Genomic DNA, 20081 nt, shown 5'->3' on the forward strand with positions numbered 1-20081 from the left:
TAATCAGGCTGGGAGGTGTATTTCAGCTTTGAAGATACTTGTCAACTGCGCTCTTCCCTATGCAAACGGTCCACTGCATCCCGGACATATTGCAGGAGCTTACCTTAACGCCGACATTTTTGTCAGGTACCAGAGGATGAGAGGCAACGAGGTACTGTTTGTTTCCGGAAGCGACGAGCACGGAACTCCCATTACAATAACAGCCGAAAAGGAGAAAGTGGATCCCTATGTGATATCCTCAAGATTTCACGAAGAGCACCTGGAAACTTTCAGGAATCTGGACATTAACTTTGACATATTCAGCAGGACCACATATCCGGAACATTCGGAGACAGTGAAGGAATTCTTCATGCATTTCTACCGGAACGGCCTTCTAAAGGAGAGAATGATGGTATCGCCCTTCTGCCCCACGGACGGCAGATTCATGCCGGACAGGTACATCGAAGGGACATGCCCTTACTGCGGTTATACTCAGGCTCGCGGGGATCAGTGCGATAACTGCGGGCGCACACTTGACCCGCAGGAGCTCATTGATCCAAGATGCATACTGCACGGAACAGCCCCGGAGTTCAGGGAAACAAAGCATCTGTTCTTCCAGCTTGAAGAATTCCAGGAAAAGCTCCTTGAATGGCTTGACACAAAGACATTCTGGAAGCCAAATGTGATGGCATTCACAAGGAACTTCATCAAATCCGGCCTGAAGGAAAGGCCCATAACACGTGACATAGGCTGGGGAGTACGCGTTCCGGTTGAGGGATATGAGGACAAGAGGATATACGTGTGGTTTGAGGCACTCATAGGATACGTCTCAGGTGCCCGCAAATATTCCAGGGAAACAGGCCAGGATGATTACTGGAAAGATTTCTACTTCAACCCTGAAGTGAAGAACTATTATTTCATGGGCAAGGACAATATACCGTTCCACACAATAATATGGCCTGCCATGCTCATGGCAATGGGGAAGTACAACCTGCCTTACCTGGTCACGGCTAATGAGTACATGAATTTCAAGGGAATGAAGTTCTCAAAGAGCAGGGGCATAGGTTATACGGTCAATGAGATACTCAAGCTTGTGGACAGGGATTACCTGAGATTCTACATAGCTTTCAACCTTCCTGAGGGAGGTGATTCAGACTTCAGCCTGGAGGATCTTCAGAACAGGGTCAATACCGAACTCATAGACAAGTACGGAAATCTGGTGCACAGGATAACCTCATTTGTTGTGAACAGCCAGATAGCCCCGGAGCTCAACATGGAAATCATGGATGAGTCAGACAGAACAATACTTTCCCAGGCAGCGGAGGCCCTTGCAAACTTCTCGCATCATGTGGAGGCAGTGGAAATCAAGAAGGCGCTTTCAAGCTGGCTGGAACTTGTGCGCCAGAGCAATTCCTACTTCAACGATTCCGCCCCATGGTCCCTGAAGAAGACCGATCCCGTGAGGTGTTCACATAAGCTCCATATTTCGCTGTACCTCATCCAGGCACTTTCTGCCATGGCATACCCCTTCATCCCATCATCCTCCGCCAGCATGCTGACCGCCATGGGATCAAGAAAGTTCAGGGAGAACGGCATTAACTGGGACCTGACAGAACTGGCCGGTTCGGAATTCACTCCAGTCAGATCCGATCCACCTTTCAGGAAGCTGGATATAATCAAGGGCAACCCCAACTTCATGGACCTTAAAATAGGTGAGATAGTTGAAGTGAAGAATCACCCATCAGCAGACAGGCTCTACATAATACGGGTTAACCTTGGATACAGGAGTGCTCAGGTCGTCGCCGGGCTCAGGCAGCATTATTCACCGGATCAGCTCCTGGGTAGAAAGATCATTATCGTTGACAATCTCAAATGGTCAAAGATCAGGGGGGAGGAATCTCAGGGTATGCTTCTTGCAGCGGATGATGGAAAGACGGTATCGCTCCTTTCCCCCATGGACACCGCAGTCAAGCCAGGAACGCCTGTTAAGATTGGGGACTACGAATACAACACTTCCGGAAAGATTGACATTGATAAGCTCAAGGAGGCAAAGCTGCATATGGAAGAGGTGGACGGGACAAGGAGGGCTGTTGCTGTGCTTGATAATGAAATACTGCCGCTGAATGCTTCCGGTACGCTCTTCTCAACATATGAGGCGGTATCATCAGGAGCCACTGTCCGCTGATTCTGCTCAGGTGGAAATCAACGGCGGCACGGTGGTTCCGGCCCGGGATATTTCATGACTGTGAACATTTCAGATGCATGTAAGTTTAATATAATCTGTTTCATTACCTAACGATTCTATTGGTTCTTATGTCGTTCACCAAATTTGAAAAAGCTAGGATTATAGGTGCACGGGCCCTTCAGATTTCCATGGGTGCCCCGGTTATTATTGATATCCCACCTCACATCATGGACCCTGTGGACATAGCAATAATGGAATTCGATAACAATGTCATCCCCATAACAATAAAAAGAGAAAATGAGAAGCAGGACTGACCTCACATAACAAAATTTCCAAATTTTTTTTGGTCTTGCCCGGGAAAGCCATACGCCTGCAGCAACAGTATCTGCCAGATGGTGTCATAACTGTTTTTCTCGTTCCTAACTGGGTGCTGATTCCTGAGTTGCCAGACGCTCCAGCGGATATGCAAGCAGACAAACGATACCGGCGGCTCCAAAGAAAACCCACGATATTCCGTAGCCGTAGGTCACACCAATCAGAATGAAGAGAGCAGGAGATCCGAAAGCAATAACCTTCTGTAGAAAATTGTTGAGGCCAAGGGCCAGGCCTACCCTTTCAGCATCAACAGCACTTTCTATCACTCTCGAGTAGGTCATTGACAGAATCGCAGCGGTGAGCACTCCATCCAGGGATATAATGGCAAGGAGGGAAGCAAATGTTTTCAGGAACGGGATCAGGAAGAACGTTGCAGAAAGAATGGATACAGTGGAGATAAACATGGCATTTCTGGTTCCAGATGGCCTGAAGTACTTTCCCCAGATGATGCCGCCAATGAATCCCACAAGCATGAAGGCAGTTACAATGGTCCCGGAAAGATATCCACCAAGCTGCACATGCCTTTCGGAGTACAGGATGAATACCTGCCCTATGATGGCCTCCGCAAGAACAGCAATGGCCGCCGAGAGGGAGAAACGCCACACTCCCCTTACAGAATGAGATATCCTGTAACCATCGTTTATCTGGGGAGCGGGTGAAGTGGCAATGCCCCTGGCACTTATGGCCATGATGGGTACCGATGCAAGGGCAAGCAAACCTGCCACGAGAAAGGTCATTCTCCATCCCAGGGTGGCATCGGTGAAAGTGAAAAACACTATGCCGAATGCAGATCCTATGCTGAAGGCTGCATTGTAAAGACCCACACGCATGGTGAGATCTCTGCGGCTATCCAGGGAGGAGAGAAATGCCAGCGCAGGCGATGAGAACATTGCTGACCCCGAGCCGGCCAGGAATCTCCAAGCAAACAGAACGCTGAAATTATGCGCCCCGGATGACAGCACTGTAAAGATGCCAAGGATGGCCATTCCGGAAATGGAGATGATGGAATTCCCAAATCTGGATGAGAGAACCCCACCCAGTACCTGAAATGGAATGATTCCCAGGTAGAATGATGTGGCCACAAGACCGCCCTGAACAGTGGTCATGCCAAGGCCACTGATAATGTACGGAAGGCCCGGGGCGATTGAGAACCAGTTCATTCCGTAAATTCCACGTGAGGCATAGATTGCCCATGGCATGGAACGGTGCATCGACTGCATTCCAGAAGTTTAAGGATCCATTCACACTTAAGGTTTTGACCACGGAGATGCATCGTGATCCTGCCAGAATCAATGAACCAGATGCGTCAATACTGAAGGTAAGGCAACTGTATTCCTGGATCTATTTAAAGCAAAGCAGAACACAACCTGCACCACTTCGAAAACGTTATATATTGTTTTGCTATAAGTCGGATTACGCACTAAATGGCTAATTGGCCAAATAGATATCAGAACATAAGGCGATAGGGGGACAGAACGTTTGAGTTCAGTATGAACCCTTGATTCCAGGTCTGGTAAACATGGAGTTGTGAGGCAAAACTCACTTCTGACAGGAGAAAAGGTGCAAACTGTGGCTCGCCAATTTTCCATAATATTTCATAAAGGATTAACTCCGGTTGATCCTGCCGGCGGCCACTGCTATCAGGTTTCGACTAAGCCATGCGAGTCATGGGGTCGCAAGACACCGGCGTACCGCTCAGTAACACGCGGACAATCTAACCCCAGGTGGGGTATAACCTCGGGAAACTGAGGGTAATTCCCCATAGCTACCATATGCTGGAATGCTTTGGTGGCAAAAGCTCCGGCGCCTGAGGATGAGTCTGCGGCCTATCAGGTAGTATGTGGTGTAAAGGACCACATAGCCGAGGACGGGTACGGGCCCTGAGAGGGGGAGCCCGGAGATGGACTCTGAGACACAAGTCCAGGCCCTACGGGGCGCAGCAGGCGCGAAAACTGTGCAATGCGCGAAAGCGCGACACGGGAAACCTGAGTGCCTTGACAATGTCAAGGCTTTTCTTAAGCCTAAAAAGCTTGAGGAATAAGAGCTGGGTAAGACGGGTGCCAGCCGCCGCGGTAACACCCGCAGCTCGAGTGGTGGTCACTTTTATTGAGCCTAAAGCGTTCGTAGCCGGTCCTGTAAATCTTCAGATAAATTCTCCCGCTCAACGGGAGACCCTCTGAAGAGACTGTGGGACTAGGGACTGGGTGAGGTTGAATGTACTTCTGGGGTAGGGGTAAAATCCTGTAATCCTGGAAGGACAACCGGTGGCGAAGGCGTTCAACTAGAACAGATCCGACGGTGAGGAACGAGGGCTAGGGGAGCAAACCGGATTAGATACCCGGGTAGTCCTAGCTGTAAACACTGCCCACTTGGTGTTGCCTCTCCGTTGAGGGGAGGCAGTGCCGGAGCGAAGGTGTTAAGTGGGCCGCTTGGGGAGTATGGTCGCAAGGCTGAAACTTAAAGGAATTGGCGGGGGAGCACCGCAACGGGAGGAGCGTGCGGTTTAATTGGATTCAACGCCGGAAAACTCACCGGGAGCGACCTTTGGATGAGAGTCAACCTGACGAGTTTACTCGATAGAAGGAGAGGTGGTGCATGGCCGTCGTCAGCTCGTACCGTAGGGCGTTCACTTAAGTGTGATAACGAGCGAGACCCCCATCTTTAATTGCCATGTTGTCTTTGCGGGCAACGGCACTTTAGAGGGACCGCCAGCGCTAAGCTGGAGGAAGGAGGGGTCGACGGCAGGTCAGTACGCCCCGAATCTCCCGGGCTACACGCGCGCTACAAAGGACAGGACAATGAGTTGCGACCTCGAAAGGGGTAGCTAACCTCGAAACCTGTTCGTAGTTAGGATTGAGGGCTGTAACTCGCCCTCATGAATGTGGATTCCGTAGTAATCGCGGGTCAACAGCCCGCGGTGAATATGCCCCTGCTCCTTGCACACACCGCCCGTCAAACCATCCGAGCTGGTGTTGGATGAGGGTATGCTCGAGAGAACAAACTCGAATCTGATGTCAGTGAGGAGGGTTAAGTCGTAACAAGGTATCCGTAGGGGAACCTGCGGATGGATCACCTCCTAAGTAGTGGCGAGTCACAGGCATAATCTTCTCCAGCCAGTTAGTCAATTTAGTTGTGTATTTATTTTCTCATATTTGGACTCTGGGACATAAGTAGCCCTACCCATTCACAAGCATCAGGTTGTGCAGAAGTCCCTTGCAGAATCCTGAGGTCTCTATACGATCTTTTCTTCTCTGGAATATCATGTGCCCTGTCGATCTCTTGTCTGAGGAGAATCCTGCCTCGGAGTTGCTTCTTTTGAAGTATTCCCTCAGGTATGCTATGGGATCGTTCATGAACCTAAGGATCATATGCCTCCATGCCCATGGCCCCCTTATTCTGGAATTCTTCTTCGGTATGATGAATATCCTTGTGTTTTCAGAGAAGTCATCAAGTATGCTCTGTCCAGAATAGTATCTGTCCAGCCTGATGCTTTCCAGATCTATCCTCAGATTGGCGATCATGTCCAGGGCTTTCATGTATGCGTCCCTCTCCGATCTGAGGGAGACGGCATACCCAATGTACATCCTTGTACTGAGGTCCATCAGGGCGAATGAATAGACGAACTGCCCTTTCTTTACGGATTCTCCATGTTTCTCCCTCATTGATCGGTAATGCTTGGTTACAGTGAGGGAATAGCCTGTTCCATCGCCAGCAGCATCACATTTCCCGATCTCCTTTTTCCTCAGTGTTTCAATGAAGAGGTTGTTCAGTATCATGATAACAAGGGGATCTGAATAGAGCCTTTCAACGGTCTTGTATGAGATGATTCTGTCAATTCCAAACAGCGGCAGCCCATATGCCATTCTCCTGTTGCTTAGCTTCATTATCTCCTTTGTCAGGAGTATGAATGCTTTCTCCTTAGCGTTCAGTAAAGATGGCCTGCCATATTCATTTATGGCAATGGAGGATGCATGATCGATCATGGATCTGAGTTCCACTGACATTCCAAGAAGTCTTTTCCTGTATATTTCCTCATATTTCTTTGTATCTGAGATCACCGGCACTGAGAATTTCTGCCTGTACTCTTCTATCAGTGTGTTGATGTTATCCCTGAATGCCTCGTACTGATCCTGGGTGATCACGAAAGTATGATATATACCGAATATATATACATTTGTGAAGAAGGTTCAGGTTGTTGAGGCCAATGAGATTACTGTAAGAAACATTCAAGCCTATATGGAAAAAGTTGTGACAAAATTCGGATCAGGAGCAAAGGTGGATTGCCCCAAGGAATTCCTGGGAAAGAAGGCCTATCTCATAATTGAAAAAGACCAGGAGTGACGACTTCTGTCCCGAAGTCTCATATTTGAGAAAGGTTTTATTTGTCATTATGTTAATGGAATGTTGATTGATCATGACCGTGGATGATAAACTCCTTGATGTTCAGAATAAGATAGAGCGTAAGATTGGAGGAATAGGAAAGGGAAAGTACTCCAGAATCCTCAGGATGGCAAAGAAGCCCACCAGGGATGAATATATCAAGGTCGTTCTCATAACGGGTGTGGGAATAATACTGCTCGGGCTCGTGGGATTTTTCATATACCTTATCATGGGAGTCTACGTGCCTGTGCCATAGGTGTGTGTTTGAACATGGAAAATGCAGAAAATCAGTTTGAATGGATAAGAATGGATGTTGCCAGCCTGAGTGTTGGTAGTGACAGGCCTGTTGAAGTTCCTGTTACGGTCCGGAACATACAGTCCTCAAAGAGGAGATTCAGAATCACGGTTTCATCGGAGTTTAACCAGGTGGATAAACTTGTTGAGTGGTCACTTGCTATTCAGGACCAGAAGACAAAGACCTTCTCGCTTTCCCCCATTGACAATAAACCGGTGTCGGAAGAATTTGACATAGACGGCAAAAAGGAAAGAAAACTCACCCTGGTATTCACAACCCCAAAGGGCGGCTATCTTGGAGACAGGGCATCATTTGTTGTAACAGTGGAATCTGACGATGGAATACACCGTCTCCAGAAAGAATTCACCCTGACACTGTCGCCAGTCATAGTGGCAATTAAGACCACAGTGGGAAATGAATTCCCAGTTTCCAGGGATCTGGAGAGAAGAAGTGAAAAGGATAAGCAGGAAAGGCTGGAACGTGACCCAAAGGCCACAAATGAGGTATTCGCCATAATGGCACCACACGAGGTCAAGGGTTACGTTTTCGTTGAGACCATGCATCCTGACCGCGTTTCTTTCATTGCCAAGGGGATCAAGGGTTACAAGGGAATGGTGGAGGGTGACATAAAACTGGAAGAGATTGAGCACTATCTCACGCCAAAGCCTGCCGTTACTGGTCTTGAACTGGGAGCTTTTGTTGAACTTATAGATGGGCCATTCAAGGGCGAGAAGGCCAAGATAATGTCCATCGATTCGGGCAAGGAAGAGGTCACAGTCCAGCTGGTGGAGTCCATGGTGCCTATCCCGGTCACGGTCAGGGCCGAGGCCATCAGGATGCTGGACAACAAATAATGCCTATGAGGCTCAAGAGCACTTCAAGAGAAAAGCAGCGGGATTTTCTGGGGCACATGGAGAAGCTGTTCCAGGACCCGTCCGTCATTGTACCACAATGCGTTGACGGTGGTATGTTCTGCCCCTTCAGGACCTACGAGAAGAAGATTGCATCCCTTAGCGCTTCAGGAAACTATGATAAATATTCAAAATCGCCAGACCAGATTCTTTCCGGGCTCAGTGAAACACACAGGGCCATGGAATCAGATCAGAACACGGTCTTCGGAGTGCTTAAGACACAGTTCGGCAGCATAGAGTACGCAAAACGTGGTGGCTCCACCGATGACACGGTGCTTGCCGGGATACAGCACTTTGACGATCCCCTGTGGAGGATGCTTGCATTTTCTTCACTGGCAAAGACTAAGGGAGTTCGGGTGTATTCTTCATCAAATTTCTTTCTGGGATCATGCAAGAACACATCTCCAGGCGTGGAGTTCTTCAAGGACCTCCTGAAAGACGAGGGCGTGCAGTTCACGTCTGAAGGATCATCAATAACCATAGGCAACAGCGGGCACACGCTTGCAGTATCGCATCTTTCTGCAGTTACCATCAACGTGATGGAAAATTCAACCCTGAACACAGTAAACCTGATTCTAAAGCATATACTGACCCCGGATGTTTCTGCAGACATTTCATTTTCCTGTGATTTTCTCGGCTCAACACTTTCCGGAATACCTGCAAACTCCCTGGGGATGTACATGCAGGGCAAGATCAACGACAGGACCTTCATCAGGGACATAATGGATTACAGGGTGAACGAAGCGGTGAAGACGGGCTATTATATCATCGGCGAGGAGGTATTCAAGACTCCGGAGGAACTTGCCGGTAAATATCCTTTCAAGTATGTTCCCGACAGCAAGATCATAGAGATACTGCATGAAACAAACAGGGGATTCCAGATGGATGCCTTTTCCGAGAGGAAGGTGCTGGAGGCAGTCTGGCCATCGCATGGCCGGGAAATCCTGAAAGAACTGTTTCCTGAGGTGGATGAGGCCGTAATAGCATCATCACATGGGTCTCCTGTGGATCAGATTGAATCCATCCAGAACGCCTCCAGGGGGATGGATATCAGGAATTCCGTGGAGGTGTCCGGATGGTCTCCTGACTCCCAGTTTCTTGTGGACGTTCTGATGGATTATTTTGCGCATGGACGTGAGAAATCCATAAGAAATGCAGAAAAGAACCTTGGCAGTTCAAACGTCAGGAAATCACTTTTCTATGCGTTCCTGGACTGCATCGGGGAAAGCAGGAACAGGGAGTGGCAGTTCACGGATACGGAAAAGGATCTTGCATGGAAGATCAGGGATCACGTGTGCAGCATAATCAAACGGGGACCGGATGCGCTTCCAGAGGAGCTGGAGAATATAAAAATATTTTTGAGGTGATGCAGCTGGGCCGTCATTTTGTGTCAAGGAAGGAGGCAAGGGATGTGCACGATACACTCATGGGAATGGGCATAGATCTTCCGCCAGATGGAATAGAGATTGACCAGAGGAAGGGCGAGAAATGCTACTTCGGTTCCGGGAAGCCATATCTGTACGTTGGCGAAAGCACGGTACCCACTCTGTTCCTCATAAACGACTTCCACCCCTCAAGGGGCAACGTAACCGTGGACGATGGAGCCGTTCCTCATATTATCAACGGATCCAATGTTTTTGCCCAGGGCATAACCGAGATGGATCCTGCAATCAAGAAAGGGGATATGGTCTATATCAGGAACAGGAATAACCAGTACATTGCAGTTGGGGTTGCAGACAGGGATGCTTCAGATATCATGGAGAACAAGAAGGGGCAGGTGATCACCCTCATGCACTTCCCCGGGGATAAGATACTGAAGAAATTCTATTCCTGATACATCAATATTTGAACTTATCTGCATCTGTCTGATTATAAAGATTATATGCATATCATGTATTAAGATTCATGGCAGAACTTCTTAAAATTGGTGAAAAGGCACCGGACTTTGAATCCGTGGATCAGGACGGCAGGCCAGTGAAGCTTAGAGATTTCATTGGAAAGCCTGTAATTGTGTATTTCTACCCTGCAGATGACACACCGGGATGCACTGCGGAAGCATGCAGCTTCAGGGACAACATCACTGCATATGAGCAGGCTGGTGTGAAGGTTCTCGGCGTAAGCGTAAACACCCAGAATTCACACAGGAAATTCGCTGATAAATACAACCTTAACTTCACTCTTGTGGTGGACAACAGCAAGAAGATAGCATCGGATTACAGGGTGCTGGGGACAAGGAGTGCCTCAAGGGTGACATACATCGTGGGACCGGATGGGAAAATAGCCTACGTATATCCCAGGGTCTCTCCAAAGGATCATGCCCCTGAAGTGATGCAGAAGCTCAGGGAGCTGAAACTGGTTAACTGACTGGTTTCAGTTATGCCAGGATAATTCCGGATTTTATTGGCGAGAGTTCCCGGACTTTCAGGAAACAGGTAATAAAAAGTTTAAAGTGTTTGTTAGCCATGTGGTGAAACTCATAGGTGAATACATTTGGCACAATCAGTCAGTACCATGGTTGAAGGAGGAAAAGCCTCAACGGGCCCACCCCTTGGCCCAGCACTTGGTCCTCTTGGACTGAATCTGGGACAGATAGTAAAAGAAATTAACGAGAAGACAAAGGATTTTCAGGGAATGCAGGTTCCAGTCACACTTGTGGTCATCGACGCGGCCACCAAGAAGTACGAAATAAAGGTTGGAATTCCTCCCACGTCCGCCCTCATAAAGAAGGAGATAGGAATCGAGACAGGGGCAGCCAAGAGAAAGGAGGCAGTGGCAGGAAATGCAACCATTGAGCAGATAAAGAAGGTTGCCCGCATGAAGATGGACAGCATGATGGCAAACAGCCTGACGGCTGCAGTCCTGGAGGTAATTGGAACATGCGTCTCGCTTGGCATCACAATAGATGGCAAGGATCCAAAAGAGGCGCAAATGCTTATAAAGAAAGGTGAAATCAAGATTTAACTGTAGGAGAGATTTTATCTCGCAGGCACTACAGAGGTGAAAATATTGGCATCAAAGAAGGAATTGCTCGCACAGATTGAAGAGGTCAAGAAAGCTTCCCCGGAAAGGAAGTTCCCGGAAAGCATTGAACTTGCCATAAACATAAAGGAAGTTGATCTCACAAATCCCAAGAGCAGGATTAACGAGGAAATAGCTCTTCCCAAAGGGAGAGGGAAGGATCTCAGGGTCGCTGTGTTCGGTACTGAGGACATGAAGAGCAAGGCAAAGAACTCAGCAGATTTTATTTATGGCCCAGAGGATCTGTCAAAATTTGCAGACGATAAGAAAGCATTCAAGAAACTGGCAAACAGGATTGACTTTTTCATTGCTGAAGCAACACTCATGGCAAACATCGGTAAGACACTGGGTCAGGTTCTTGGTCCCAGAGGTAAGATCCCCAGGCCTCTGCCGCCAGGCCAGGATCCAACGCCGCTCATCGCCAGCCTTAAGAGAACCGTGAGGGCCAGAAGCAGGGACAGAAGGACTTTCCATGTTCCCATTGGCACCAAGCTCATGAGCAACGAGGATATTGCTGAGAATCTCAGTGCAGTAATCAAGAGGATTGTGAGCAAGCTTGAGAAGGGGTATGGAAACATAGATTCAGTCTTCCTCAAGACCACCATGGGCAAACCCGTAAAGTTGAATCTGGAGGTTATAGAATGAGGCACCCAGCTCAGTGGAAAGTTGAAACTGTAAATTCTCTTGTTGAGGATCTGAACAGCAGCCCCGTAACTGCCCTTGTTAGCATAAAGGGAATAAGAAACGCGCAGCTGCAGAAGATAAGGAAAGAACTCAAGGGAGACGCAAAGATACGTGTAGTGAGAAAGAGGCTGCTCTTAAAGGCCCTTGCTGACATAAAGAAGGAGAGAATAGCTGAACTTGGGAAACTCGCCTCCGGGCAGATTGCCGTTGTTACAACGGGAGAAACACCATCCAAGCTTTATTCCATTCTTGAAAGCAAGAAACAGAAGGCTGCAGCAAGGGGCGGGGAAATAGCTGATCATGATATCATCATTCCCGAAATGGCCACAAATTTCCCTCCAGGACCCATGATAAGTGAGTTCCAGAAGGCAGGGTTACAGACGGCCATAGACAAGGGAAAGATTGTCATCAAGAAGGAAACACTCTACGTAAAGAGTGGTGAGGTCATTCCAAAGGATAAGGCAAAGATCCTTGAAAAGCTGGAAATATTGCCTGTTACCGTGGGCCTTGACGTAATAGGGGCCTACAGCGATGGAGTGATATTCAACAGGGAGGCAATATCCATCACCCAGGAGATGGTACTGAGCCAGATGGTCACTGCATTCTCGCAGGCCAGAAATATAGCACTTGATGCCATGTTCCTGGTGAAGGAGATCGTGCCTGACCTGATCATAAAGGCAAGGATCGCTGCCGAGGCTCTGGCTCTTGACACCGGTACTGTGGACGAAAGCAATGTAGAGTTATTTATATTGAAAGCGATTAGGGAAGCCACAGCACTGAACAGAGCAATGTCAGGAGAAGCCGAGGAAAAGGGTTCAGCCCACGAGGCTGCGCCTGAAGCACCCAAGGAAGAAAGCAAGGAAGACGATGAAGATAAGGCTTCAGAGGGCCTTAGCGCGCTATTTGGATAAGGAGGTATAGAAAATGGAATATATATATGGAGCACTGCTGCTTCACTCAGCAGGGAAAGAAGTGGATGAGGAAAACCTCAAGAAGGTACTTACAGAGGCAGGAGTCAAGGCAGATGATGCAAGGCTGAAGTCACTGGTGTCAAGCCTGAAAGAGGTCAAGATCGACGAGGTGCTGAAGAACGCAGCCAGTATGGCTGTTGCTGCACCAGCCCACGCTGCAGAAGCACCAAAGAAGGCAGAGTCCAAGAAGGAAGAAAAGAAAGAAGAGAAGAAGGAAGAGGCATCCGAAGAGGACGCTCTTGCAGGTCTCAGTTCACTTTTCGGATAAGGGCACTGAATGGACTACTACAGCTATTTTTGGGGCATGTTAAAATATTACATCCCCGCAATTTTATTAATAATTTCAATATTCATAGAGCCCAGCATATTGCTGCTTATAATCGCCATAGTCTGGATCACCATCTCGATTTTCATGGGAATCCTCATGGCAGACGATGACCAGAAGAAGAAATCGTATTCCTGAGGCAGTCACACGGAAACCTGCTCCAAAAACGTTTTTTCAGACCGTAATTATCATAAAGTCCAATGCAGGTGTTTTTACCTGGATTTCCATGTACAGTTATTCAACAGCTCTCATGGGAAAGCCGGATGAAAACGAGCTGCGGTGTCTTCAACTCCGGGACCGCAGCAAAGAATATTTAGATCCAGGAGCATAATGTGCTGTTGACTGTCCGTATTATTGAGGGTCGCCGTGCCCGGAACTTTGATAAATCCACCAAGGTGCTTGTTGATATATTCAGGTCCACATCCTCAATGCCGGTGATTATGGCCCGTGGAGCAGCCAGAATCCTCCCCACAGATTCCATCAGGGAGGCAAGAAAGTTGAGACGCCTCAACCCTGGCTACGTCCTTGTGGGTGAAAGATACGGGCTTCGCATACCCGGATTCGACTACAACAACTCCCCTGTGGAACTCATGAATGCCCATGTGGACGGGAAGACCATTGTATTCACATCCACCAATGGAACCAGGGTGCTCAGGAAAATTTCTGGAACGGGGCGCATACTCATAGGTTCATTCATCAATGCAGGTGCCATTGCAGAGGCGCTTTCCTCAGAAGACAATGTGGACATAATTCTGTCAGGCAGGCCGGATGGGTCCGCCGATGAGGATCAGATCTTCGGTGAATATCTCAGGGAAATGCTGGAAGGTTCAAATCCTGATTTCAAAATATACGCTGACAGAGTAAGGCAGTCAAAGGGTGCTGCAAGGCTGAGAATCATGGGATCAGGCCAGGACATAGAAGCATGCCTTCAGCTGGACTCTGCCCATTTTGCACTGGAGTATACTGACGGCTGGATTGTCAGATTATGAGGCTTCCTGTATCCGGCAGCGTCCTGCCTCGTTCAGCTGCGAGCTCTTGAAGGAGCTTTCTGGCCCACTTGAGTTTCTTCAGCTTCCTTTCCATGTCCTGGCCCGGCTTCAAATTTGGGTGTTCGAAGTCAAAACCAGCCAGCAAAATGGTTTCAGCACCCAGATAATCGGCGAGAAAAGCAGCCCGATCGCCGTCTGTGAAGCCATAGAAGTTGTATACGTTCCACAGTGGAGAGTTCTGTGTTGTCCCAAGCACCCTGCCACTCAGAAGCTGCTGGTTTTCCCTGATCTTATCCATGTTATCGCCATGCGCATGCACAACAAGCAGGCTTCCACCTGCTGAGGCCTCCTCTATTTTCGCAATGCTGCCATCAAGGTCTGTTACAACAATTTCCGGATAGGACATCAAGTCCATATATGCAGGCAAAGCAGAATCAGCCACTATGCTCATGTCGCCGTGCATCCTGGCAAGGTCATCTGGCATTGAGGCTGCATTTCCCACGACCATGATGCTAGCCGCGGAATAATCATGAAGGAGGGAAAGTCGTGAACGGTCTCCAAGTATCCCGGAAAGCAGAAGGGAACTCGTGTAATCGTCCTGCGTTGAAAAACCAAGATCTGCGGAGATTCTTGAATAATAGGAATTCCATAGTTCCGGGTTCATTTGTGCTCAGGAGCATTGTTTACTGTTGAGGTGGAGCTGCTGTTGGATGCAGGCTTCAGTTCCGTGATCTCTCCCCTGTCCGTGAAGTATCTGTGCACCATGGAAGAGAGCATTGCGATGATAAGTCCCAGCACCAGGAAGAATATGCTTATGATTGCAGAAGAGAACGGTATGAAAGCAAGGATGTACCTGATGTAGTTTATCATTCCATAAACGATGAATGCGACCGACAGAGAAAACATGAGGCCGTAAAGGGTCTTGAATATTCCAGTGCGGTTGTTGTTTATGTACATCTCGATTGCCGATCCGCCTTCCCTTGCAAAGAAAGCTCCATATATCCACCATGTGAACATTGAAAGGAAGATCAGGACGCCGTCCACAGGGTTCTTCATGGTACTCCTTGTTATGACGTAGCTTGATGCAATCCCAACAAAAACAAGGCTTGCGGCTATGACATACGATAGAAAAATGATCCGGGTCTCCTGTGCATACTCTCTCACAGACTTCAACATACCAACGAATATCCTTCCAAGCTCGAATCCCCTTTCCACAAGGTATGCTCCAAGGACAATGGTCACAAAGGTTACGGCGCCAAGGCTCGGGTCAACAGCAAGTGACCTGCTCACAAGGGCGCCATAAATTATGAAGCCCAGTGAAACAATACCATAGGTCAGGAAAACAAGCCCCAGAGGTATGATAAATTTGTTTATGAGCTTCTTATCCTTGAGCGCCTTCACTATGTAATAGTACATTGATTCTATGTTCTGGTTGTGACGCACAATGATGTGTTTCACATAGCGTATTCTTTTCCTTGATATGATGAGGGGAACAATGTAGTCATCCTCCGCCCCGTCCGTAACAAGGATAACGTCATCATAATCACTGTTGGAAAGAAGCAGGTCCAGCTGGCTCCCGATTCTCTCATCGGAAACCTGTCCCACATCCATATCTCCTGTAACAAGGGCAATCTGGGCGCTCTGTCCCTGCCTGAGCAGTTCCTCATAATGCCTTATTGCCCCAAAAAGTGCATTGGCATCTGAATCCTCCGGATCAATGGTGATCAGCTTGAGCGCAGCCGCGTAGCATGCCTCATAACCGACTATGGGACCCTCTAGTCCAGCCTTCTCCCCGAAATCGTTATCCCTGTCTATGTTCAGAACCAGAGTGGTCATGATCGATATCACCATATCAAGTCAAGGCGAGTATATAGCCTTTGATGTATGGTTTCCATCTGACCATATACCTACATACGTCCTCGACGCAAATAAAAGATGCAAACTTAAAATATAAAAGTATCTAATGGGATTCAGATACAACCTATATAATTACTTAAGAGCGTAATATCCGGCACTTTTCGCCCTTGCAACTCTCTTGACGTACCCCTTGGTTGCAAGCGTCTGAAGCGCTGAAGTCACAATGGCCTTTCCCACACCCGCCGCTTTCATAATGTCGTCAGCAGATTTGACCTTGTCATCCGAAATTGCACCAAGTTTCTTTACGGCATCGTAAACTTTCTTTTCGTTGGGATTGAGGCTAACATCGGCCATTATTTCACCTTTATGAAATTGGTTAGTGAAAAAGCATATAAATATTATTGCATCTAACAGCATTATCCAGTTTTTCCTGTCAGGAAGGCACACCCAAATTGCAGGATAGATCACAGTGGGAAATCGGCAAACGCTGAATCGTGTTTCGTGAATTTTTATATATATGCACACACTCACAAGTTCGGTGTACTGATGTCTGGAATAGTCACATACGGCTCCTACATTCCCCGGTTCAGGATAAAACCTGAGGAAATAGCCAGGGTATGGGGAGAGGACGTGGATGCCCTTAAAAACGGCATATACATATTGAGTAAATCCGTGCCAGCCCCCGATGAGGATGTTGCAACCATATCGGTTGAGGCTGCCAGGAATGCAATGAAAAGGAAGGGTATTGATCCCAGGGAAATTGGGGCGATATATGTAGGCTCTGAATCCCACCCATATGCCGTGAAGCCAACTGCAACAATAGTTGCGTCGGCACTTGGCGTTGACTTCTCTCTGTTTGCTGCTGATTATGAATTTGCATGCAAGGCAGGCACAGCCGGTGTTCAGAATGTCAAGGCAATGGTGGATTCCTCAATGATCAAGTACGGAATGGCAATAGGTGCTGACACATCACAGGGGGCGCCTGGTGATGTTCTGGAATATACGGCATCTGCCGGAGGAACTGCCTTTGTTGTTGGAAGGGAAAATGTCATTGCGGAGATCAACAGCACTCTTTCAGTCACTTCCGATACTCCGGATTTCTGGAGAAGGGAGGGCCAGCCATATCCTAGCCACGGAGAGAGATTCACAGGTGAACCCGCATATTTCAGGCATACGCTTTCTGCGGCCAGGATGATGATGGAGAGAATGAAAACGGAGCCCGTTGATTATGATTATGCGGTATTCCACCAGCCCAACGGGAAATTTCCGTCAAGAGCAGCCAAGACCCTGGGATTCACGGAACCCCAGATAAAGGATGGCCTTCTGACCCCAGTCATAGGGAACACATATTCTGCTTCCATGATGACCGGCCTTTCAGCGGTGCTTGATATCGCCAAACCTGGTGACAGGATACTGGCGACGTCATTCGGTTCCGGTGCAGGATCCGATGCGTTCGATCTCACCGTGACAGATGCAATAGAGGAGATGGACAGGCAGGCAGCTCCAACAATAAAGGAAATGCTGAGCAAGGTCAGGTGGCTGGACTACGCAATGTATGCAAAATTCAAGAAGAAAATAGTGGTAGGTGAAGGCGTTGAGTGATGTTTACATAATAGGGGCAGGAGAGACAAAGTTTGGTGAACTGTGGGAAAGATCTCTCAGGGAACTGGCAGTTGAGGCAGGACTGAAAGCCATCGAGAACGCCGGCATATTCTCAAGGGATATCCAGGTGCTCTACGGAAGCAACAGCCTTGCTGGCATAATCAATGGCCAGGAGAACATCGGCGCGCTCATTTCTGATTTCTCGGGAATTGCAGAGAATCATATCCCTGCAATTAGGGTCGAGGCATCCACAGCATCAGGCGGTGCTGCCGTGAGGCAGGCCAGCCTGGCAATCAAGTCAGGGGAATACGATGTGGTGATGGTTGGCGGTGTGGAGAAGATGACTGACGTATACGGCTCAGAGATAATAGACCTGACAAGCTCGGTTCTTGACAGGGAATGGGAGGCATTCTTCGGAGCTACTCCTGCATCTCTTGCTGCCATTACAGCCAGAAAATACATGGCCGACTTCGGTGTTGATAAGGAGGCACTTGCCATGATGTCTGTGAATGATCACCTGAATGCCTCAAAGAATCCGGATGCGCAGTTCAAGAACAAGATCAGCGTGGAGCAGGCAATGGGCGCAACTCCCGTGGCGGAACCGCTGAACCTTATGGACTGCAGCCCTGTCAGTGACGGTGCAGCTGCAATAATCCTTGCATCCGAAAAATACGTGAAGAAAAACAAGATTGATGGCATAAGGATTGCCGGTTCGGCGGATGCCCAGGACTATCTTGCCGTCCACAGCAGGAAATCTCTTTATGCACTGGATTCGGCAAGGATAGCTGGCAAAGCCGCTCTGGAGAAAGCCCACGTGAAGCTTGAAGATATATCATTTGCAGAACTGCATGATTCCTACAGTATTTACGGCCTTATCGAACTGGAGGAGCTTGGTTTTGCAGAGAGAGGGCATGCAAAGGACCTGGTATTCGACGACATAAAACTGGGAGGAAGGATTCCAATTAATCCGTCTGGTGGCCTCAAGGCCAAGGGAAACCCATTCGGAGCCACGGGAGTCGGGCAGTTTGTTGAAGCCTACAGGCAGCTAAAGGGCAAATGTGGGGAAAGACAGGTTAAGGGTCCAAAATATGCCCTACTGCACAGCATGGCCGGAACGGGTTCCATGTCTGTTGTACATATAGTGGGTGGTGAATAATGGGAGAGGTTTCAAGGTTCTGGAGAGAATCGGTTCACAGATACAGGCTCATGGGCAATCAGTGCGGGAACTGCAAGAGGATATTTTTCCCGCCTCGTGACGTTTGCCCCATCTGCCACAGAGAATCCATCGGCAAGATGAAGGAATTCACGCTGTCCGGAAACGGGACAATAGAATCCTTCAGCGTGGTGCACGACGTCCCGCCGGCCTTTACCAGGCAGAGGCCATATATAATCGCAATAATAAGGCTGGATGACGGCCCCTCGGTGACCGGTCAGATAGTTGACAGTGATCCCGGGGAAGTTGAGATGGGAAAAAGAGTCACATCGGTATTCAGAAGGGTTGCCCAGGAAGGGGAATCGGGAATCATAGAATACGGATACAAGTTTGTCCTGGCATGAGTACTGGGAACCAGTTTTCAAAACCATAAAATCTTTTTTCTATTTTATCCTTTTCTGATGACCCTTTTTCCAGAGATAATGTAATTCTTTGATAAGACGAGCTGAATGGCCTCCACAACCGCCTCATGCTCCAGTGGCCTGATTCTGTCAGCCAGGCTTTCTGGAGTATCACTGTCCAGCACTTCCGCAACTTTCTGGACAATTATGGGTCCGGCATCAACATCAGGTGTCACAAAATGCACGGTGCATCCAGAATATCTTGCTCCGCTCTCCATAACCTTACTGTGCACATGAATTCCATACATGCCCTTACCGCCAAAGCAGGGAAGAAGTGAGGGGTGAAGGTTAATCACAGGGGCCGTGAAATTGAGGAGAATTTCAGTTGGGATAATTCTCATGAATCCAGCCAGCACTATTATTTCAGGGCTGATACCGGCAAGTTCCCGCATTATACCGGCATAAAATTTCTCTTTTCCAGGCGATGGGTCCATAAAAATTGCCCTTATTCCGGATATTCTGGCCCGTTCAAGTGCACCCGAATCGTCGTGGTCGGATATGACTGCAGAAATGGAAGCCAGTATCCGGTGCCCCCTGACTGCTTCAATAATAGCCTGAAGTGTTGTGCCCCTGCCCGAAGCGAAAACAACAATACCTGTCATCCTGATTACGTATCATGAGTACTTTTAAATCATTATTGTGGCAGCACCCCGTCAGTGTTCTGATGGATAAACTTCAGGGTTATGGAACGAATCATCATCTATAGATTTCAGCCGATAACTGAAATGAAAAGCTTATTATTGGACAGAAAATAATGTGTTGTTGGCGGACTCACCCATATGTGAGCATGTTCCGTGGAAGATGTATTGTTCAAATTGCAACTGAAACCTCAGGGTGGAATGGGGGCAATATGCTGATCATAGCCATGGATATCTCATATCTCAAAGAAGTCCATG

At 48.3% G+C, this 20081-nt stretch carries 22 protein-coding genes and 1 rRNA gene; 17 read left to right on the forward strand and 6 right to left on the reverse strand.

What is annotated here, in order from left to right:
- Window positions 1-28: 28 nt before the first annotated feature.
- Together metG and RE469_05625 are read left to right on the forward strand one after the other, a co-directional pair.
- Window positions 29-2164, forward strand: coding sequence for a methionine--tRNA ligase (gene metG, locus RE469_05620; protein WMT43684.1), 2136 nt, complete (start codon window positions 29-31; stop codon window positions 2162-2164).
- 128 nt (window positions 2165-2292) lie between these two features.
- Window positions 2293-2478, forward strand: a complete 186-nt coding sequence (locus RE469_05625; protein ID WMT45644.1) for a DNA-directed RNA polymerase subunit K — start codon at window positions 2293-2295, stop codon at window positions 2476-2478.
- A 105-nt stretch (window positions 2479-2583) separates the two neighbouring features.
- Here the strand turns inward: RE469_05625 and RE469_05630 are convergent, their stop codons facing one another.
- Entirely contained in the window at window positions 2584-3759 is a 1176-nt protein-coding gene (locus tag RE469_05630; protein WMT43685.1) for an MFS transporter, read from the reverse strand.
- A gap of 388 nt (window positions 3760-4147) precedes the next feature.
- Between RE469_05630 and RE469_05635 the strand changes: the two genes are divergently transcribed.
- Window positions 4148-5617 (forward strand): 16S ribosomal RNA (locus RE469_05635).
- Window positions 5618-5715: 98 nt separating this feature from the next.
- Here RE469_05635 and RE469_05640 read toward each other — a convergent pair.
- Window positions 5716-6705: an ISNCY family transposase gene (locus tag RE469_05640; GenBank protein WMT45645.1), complete on the reverse strand. Its 990-nt coding sequence runs from the start codon at window positions 6703-6705 to the stop codon at window positions 5716-5718.
- A gap of 10 nt (window positions 6706-6715) precedes the next feature.
- Here RE469_05640 and RE469_05645 point away from each other — a divergent pair, with 10 nt between their 5' ends.
- From RE469_05645 to RE469_05695, 11 genes are all read left to right on the forward strand, one after another.
- Window positions 6716-6880: a DUF2080 family transposase-associated protein gene (locus RE469_05645; protein ID WMT43686.1), complete on the forward strand. Its 165-nt coding sequence runs from the start codon at window positions 6716-6718 to the stop codon at window positions 6878-6880.
- A 73-nt stretch (window positions 6881-6953) separates the two neighbouring features.
- Window positions 6954-7175: a protein translocase SEC61 complex subunit gamma gene (locus tag RE469_05650; protein WMT43687.1), complete on the forward strand. Its 222-nt coding sequence runs from the start codon at window positions 6954-6956 to the stop codon at window positions 7173-7175.
- 14 nt (window positions 7176-7189) lie between these two features.
- Window positions 7190-8068 carry a transcription elongation factor Spt5 gene (locus RE469_05655; protein WMT45646.1) on the forward strand — a complete coding sequence of 293 codons (879 nt, stop codon included), beginning with the start codon at window positions 7190-7192 and terminating at the stop codon, window positions 8066-8068.
- 5 nt (window positions 8069-8073) lie between these two features.
- Window positions 8074-9492, forward strand: coding sequence for a hypothetical protein (locus tag RE469_05660; GenBank protein WMT43688.1), 1419 nt, complete (start codon window positions 8074-8076; stop codon window positions 9490-9492).
- Window positions 9492-9959: a DUF1947 domain-containing protein gene (locus RE469_05665; protein ID WMT43689.1), complete on the forward strand. Its 468-nt coding sequence runs from the start codon at window positions 9492-9494 to the stop codon at window positions 9957-9959. Before RE469_05660 ends, RE469_05665 begins: the two co-directional genes overlap by 1 nt.
- 71 nt (window positions 9960-10030) lie before the next feature.
- Complete coding sequence (locus RE469_05670; GenBank protein ID WMT43690.1) at window positions 10031-10489, forward strand: peroxiredoxin; 459 nt, start codon at window positions 10031-10033, stop codon at window positions 10487-10489.
- Between the two features lie 126 nt (window positions 10490-10615).
- Window positions 10616-11086 (forward strand): 50S ribosomal protein L11, encoded by a 471-nt coding sequence (locus tag RE469_05675; GenBank protein ID WMT43691.1) that lies wholly within the window; start codon window positions 10616-10618, stop codon window positions 11084-11086.
- Between the two features lie 36 nt (window positions 11087-11122).
- Window positions 11123-11788, forward strand: coding sequence for a 50S ribosomal protein L1 (locus tag RE469_05680; protein WMT43692.1), 666 nt, complete (start codon window positions 11123-11125; stop codon window positions 11786-11788).
- Window positions 11785-12738, forward strand: a complete 954-nt coding sequence (locus tag RE469_05685; protein ID WMT43693.1) for a 50S ribosomal protein L10 — start codon at window positions 11785-11787, stop codon at window positions 12736-12738. Before RE469_05680 ends, RE469_05685 begins: the two co-directional genes overlap by 4 nt.
- A 13-nt stretch (window positions 12739-12751) precedes the next feature.
- Window positions 12752-13066, forward strand: coding sequence for a 50S ribosomal protein P1 (gene rpl12p, locus RE469_05690; protein ID WMT43694.1), 315 nt, complete (start codon window positions 12752-12754; stop codon window positions 13064-13066).
- Window positions 13067-13461: 395 nt separating this feature from the next.
- Window positions 13462-14112 carry a 2-phosphosulfolactate phosphatase gene (locus RE469_05695; GenBank protein ID WMT43695.1) on the forward strand — a complete coding sequence of 217 codons (651 nt, stop codon included), beginning with the start codon at window positions 13462-13464 and terminating at the stop codon, window positions 14110-14112.
- On the opposite strand, the gene RE469_05700 is transcribed toward RE469_05695, so the two are convergent.
- The 3 genes from RE469_05700 to RE469_05710 all read right to left on the reverse strand — a co-directional run bounded on the left by RE469_05700 (window position 14102) and on the right by RE469_05710 (window position 16323).
- The gene (locus RE469_05700; GenBank protein WMT43696.1) at window positions 14102-14776 is read right to left on the reverse strand and encodes a DUF115 domain-containing protein; all 675 of its coding nucleotides are present in this window, start codon (window positions 14774-14776) and stop codon (window positions 14102-14104) included. The two genes, RE469_05695 and RE469_05700, sit on opposite strands and share 11 nt — an antisense overlap.
- Complete coding sequence (locus RE469_05705; protein WMT43697.1) at window positions 14773-15948, reverse strand: DUF373 family protein; 1176 nt, start codon at window positions 15946-15948, stop codon at window positions 14773-14775. The genes RE469_05700 and RE469_05705 overlap by 4 nt, the downstream gene beginning before the upstream one ends.
- A gap of 153 nt (window positions 15949-16101) precedes the next feature.
- Window positions 16102-16323 (reverse strand): transcriptional regulator, encoded by a 222-nt coding sequence (locus RE469_05710; protein WMT43698.1) that lies wholly within the window; start codon window positions 16321-16323, stop codon window positions 16102-16104.
- Window positions 16324-16515: 192 nt separating this feature from the next.
- Here RE469_05710 and RE469_05715 point away from each other — a divergent pair, with 192 nt between their 5' ends.
- From RE469_05715 to RE469_05725, 3 genes are read left to right on the forward strand one after another with little or no spacing between them, the layout of a single operon-like run.
- The gene (locus tag RE469_05715; protein WMT43699.1) at window positions 16516-17571 is read left to right on the forward strand and encodes a hydroxymethylglutaryl-CoA synthase; all 1056 of its coding nucleotides are present in this window, start codon (window positions 16516-16518) and stop codon (window positions 17569-17571) included.
- Window positions 17555-18727, forward strand: a complete 1173-nt coding sequence (locus RE469_05720) for a thiolase domain-containing protein (protein WMT43700.1) — start codon at window positions 17555-17557, stop codon at window positions 18725-18727. The genes RE469_05715 and RE469_05720 overlap by 17 nt, the downstream gene beginning before the upstream one ends.
- Window positions 18727-19128, forward strand: coding sequence for a Zn-ribbon domain-containing OB-fold protein (locus tag RE469_05725; protein ID WMT43701.1), 402 nt, complete (start codon window positions 18727-18729; stop codon window positions 19126-19128). Before RE469_05720 ends, RE469_05725 begins: the two co-directional genes overlap by 1 nt.
- Window positions 19129-19172: 44 nt before the next feature.
- On the opposite strand, the gene purN is transcribed toward RE469_05725, so the two are convergent.
- Window positions 19173-19787, reverse strand: coding sequence for a phosphoribosylglycinamide formyltransferase (gene purN, locus RE469_05730; GenBank protein ID WMT43702.1), 615 nt, complete (start codon window positions 19785-19787; stop codon window positions 19173-19175).
- Between the last annotated feature and the right edge of the window lie 294 nt (window positions 19788-20081).

Source organism: Cuniculiplasma divulgatum (assembly GCA_031200235.1).
GTDB lineage: Archaea > Thermoplasmatota > Thermoplasmata > Thermoplasmatales > Thermoplasmataceae > UBA509.

Excerpts from the sequence above, each read along its gene's own strand:
- RE469_05625 (WMT45644.1), top strand. The coding sequence starts at position 2,293 with ATGTCGTTCACCAAATTTGAAAAAGCTAGGATTATAGGTGCACGGGCC.
- RE469_05630 (WMT43685.1), bottom strand. The coding sequence starts at position 3,759 with ATGCAGTCGATGCACCGTTCCATGCCATGGGCAATCTATGCCTCACGT.
- RE469_05650 (WMT43687.1), top strand. The coding sequence starts at position 6,954 with ATGACCGTGGATGATAAACTCCTTGATGTTCAGAATAAGATAGAGCGT.
- RE469_05655 (WMT45646.1), top strand. The coding sequence starts at position 7,190 with ATGGAAAATGCAGAAAATCAGTTTGAATGGATAAGAATGGATGTTGCC.
- RE469_05660 (WMT43688.1), top strand. The coding sequence starts at position 8,074 with ATGAGGCTCAAGAGCACTTCAAGAGAAAAGCAGCGGGATTTTCTGGGG.
- RE469_05665 (WMT43689.1), top strand. The coding sequence starts at position 9,492 with ATGCAGCTGGGCCGTCATTTTGTGTCAAGGAAGGAGGCAAGGGATGTG.
- RE469_05670 (WMT43690.1), top strand. The coding sequence starts at position 10,031 with ATGGCAGAACTTCTTAAAATTGGTGAAAAGGCACCGGACTTTGAATCC.
- RE469_05685 (WMT43693.1), top strand. The coding sequence starts at position 11,785 with ATGAGGCACCCAGCTCAGTGGAAAGTTGAAACTGTAAATTCTCTTGTT.
- rpl12p (WMT43694.1), top strand. The coding sequence starts at position 12,752 with ATGGAATATATATATGGAGCACTGCTGCTTCACTCAGCAGGGAAAGAA.
- RE469_05700 (WMT43696.1), bottom strand. The coding sequence starts at position 14,776 with ATGAACCCGGAACTATGGAATTCCTATTATTCAAGAATCTCCGCAGAT.
- RE469_05705 (WMT43697.1), bottom strand. The coding sequence starts at position 15,948 with ATGACCACTCTGGTTCTGAACATAGACAGGGATAACGATTTCGGGGAG.
- RE469_05710 (WMT43698.1), bottom strand. The coding sequence starts at position 16,323 with ATGGCCGATGTTAGCCTCAATCCCAACGAAAAGAAAGTTTACGATGCC.
- RE469_05715 (WMT43699.1), top strand. The coding sequence starts at position 16,516 with ATGTCTGGAATAGTCACATACGGCTCCTACATTCCCCGGTTCAGGATA.
- RE469_05725 (WMT43701.1), top strand. The coding sequence starts at position 18,727 with ATGGGAGAGGTTTCAAGGTTCTGGAGAGAATCGGTTCACAGATACAGG.
- purN (WMT43702.1), bottom strand. The coding sequence starts at position 19,787 with ATGACAGGTATTGTTGTTTTCGCTTCGGGCAGGGGCACAACACTTCAG.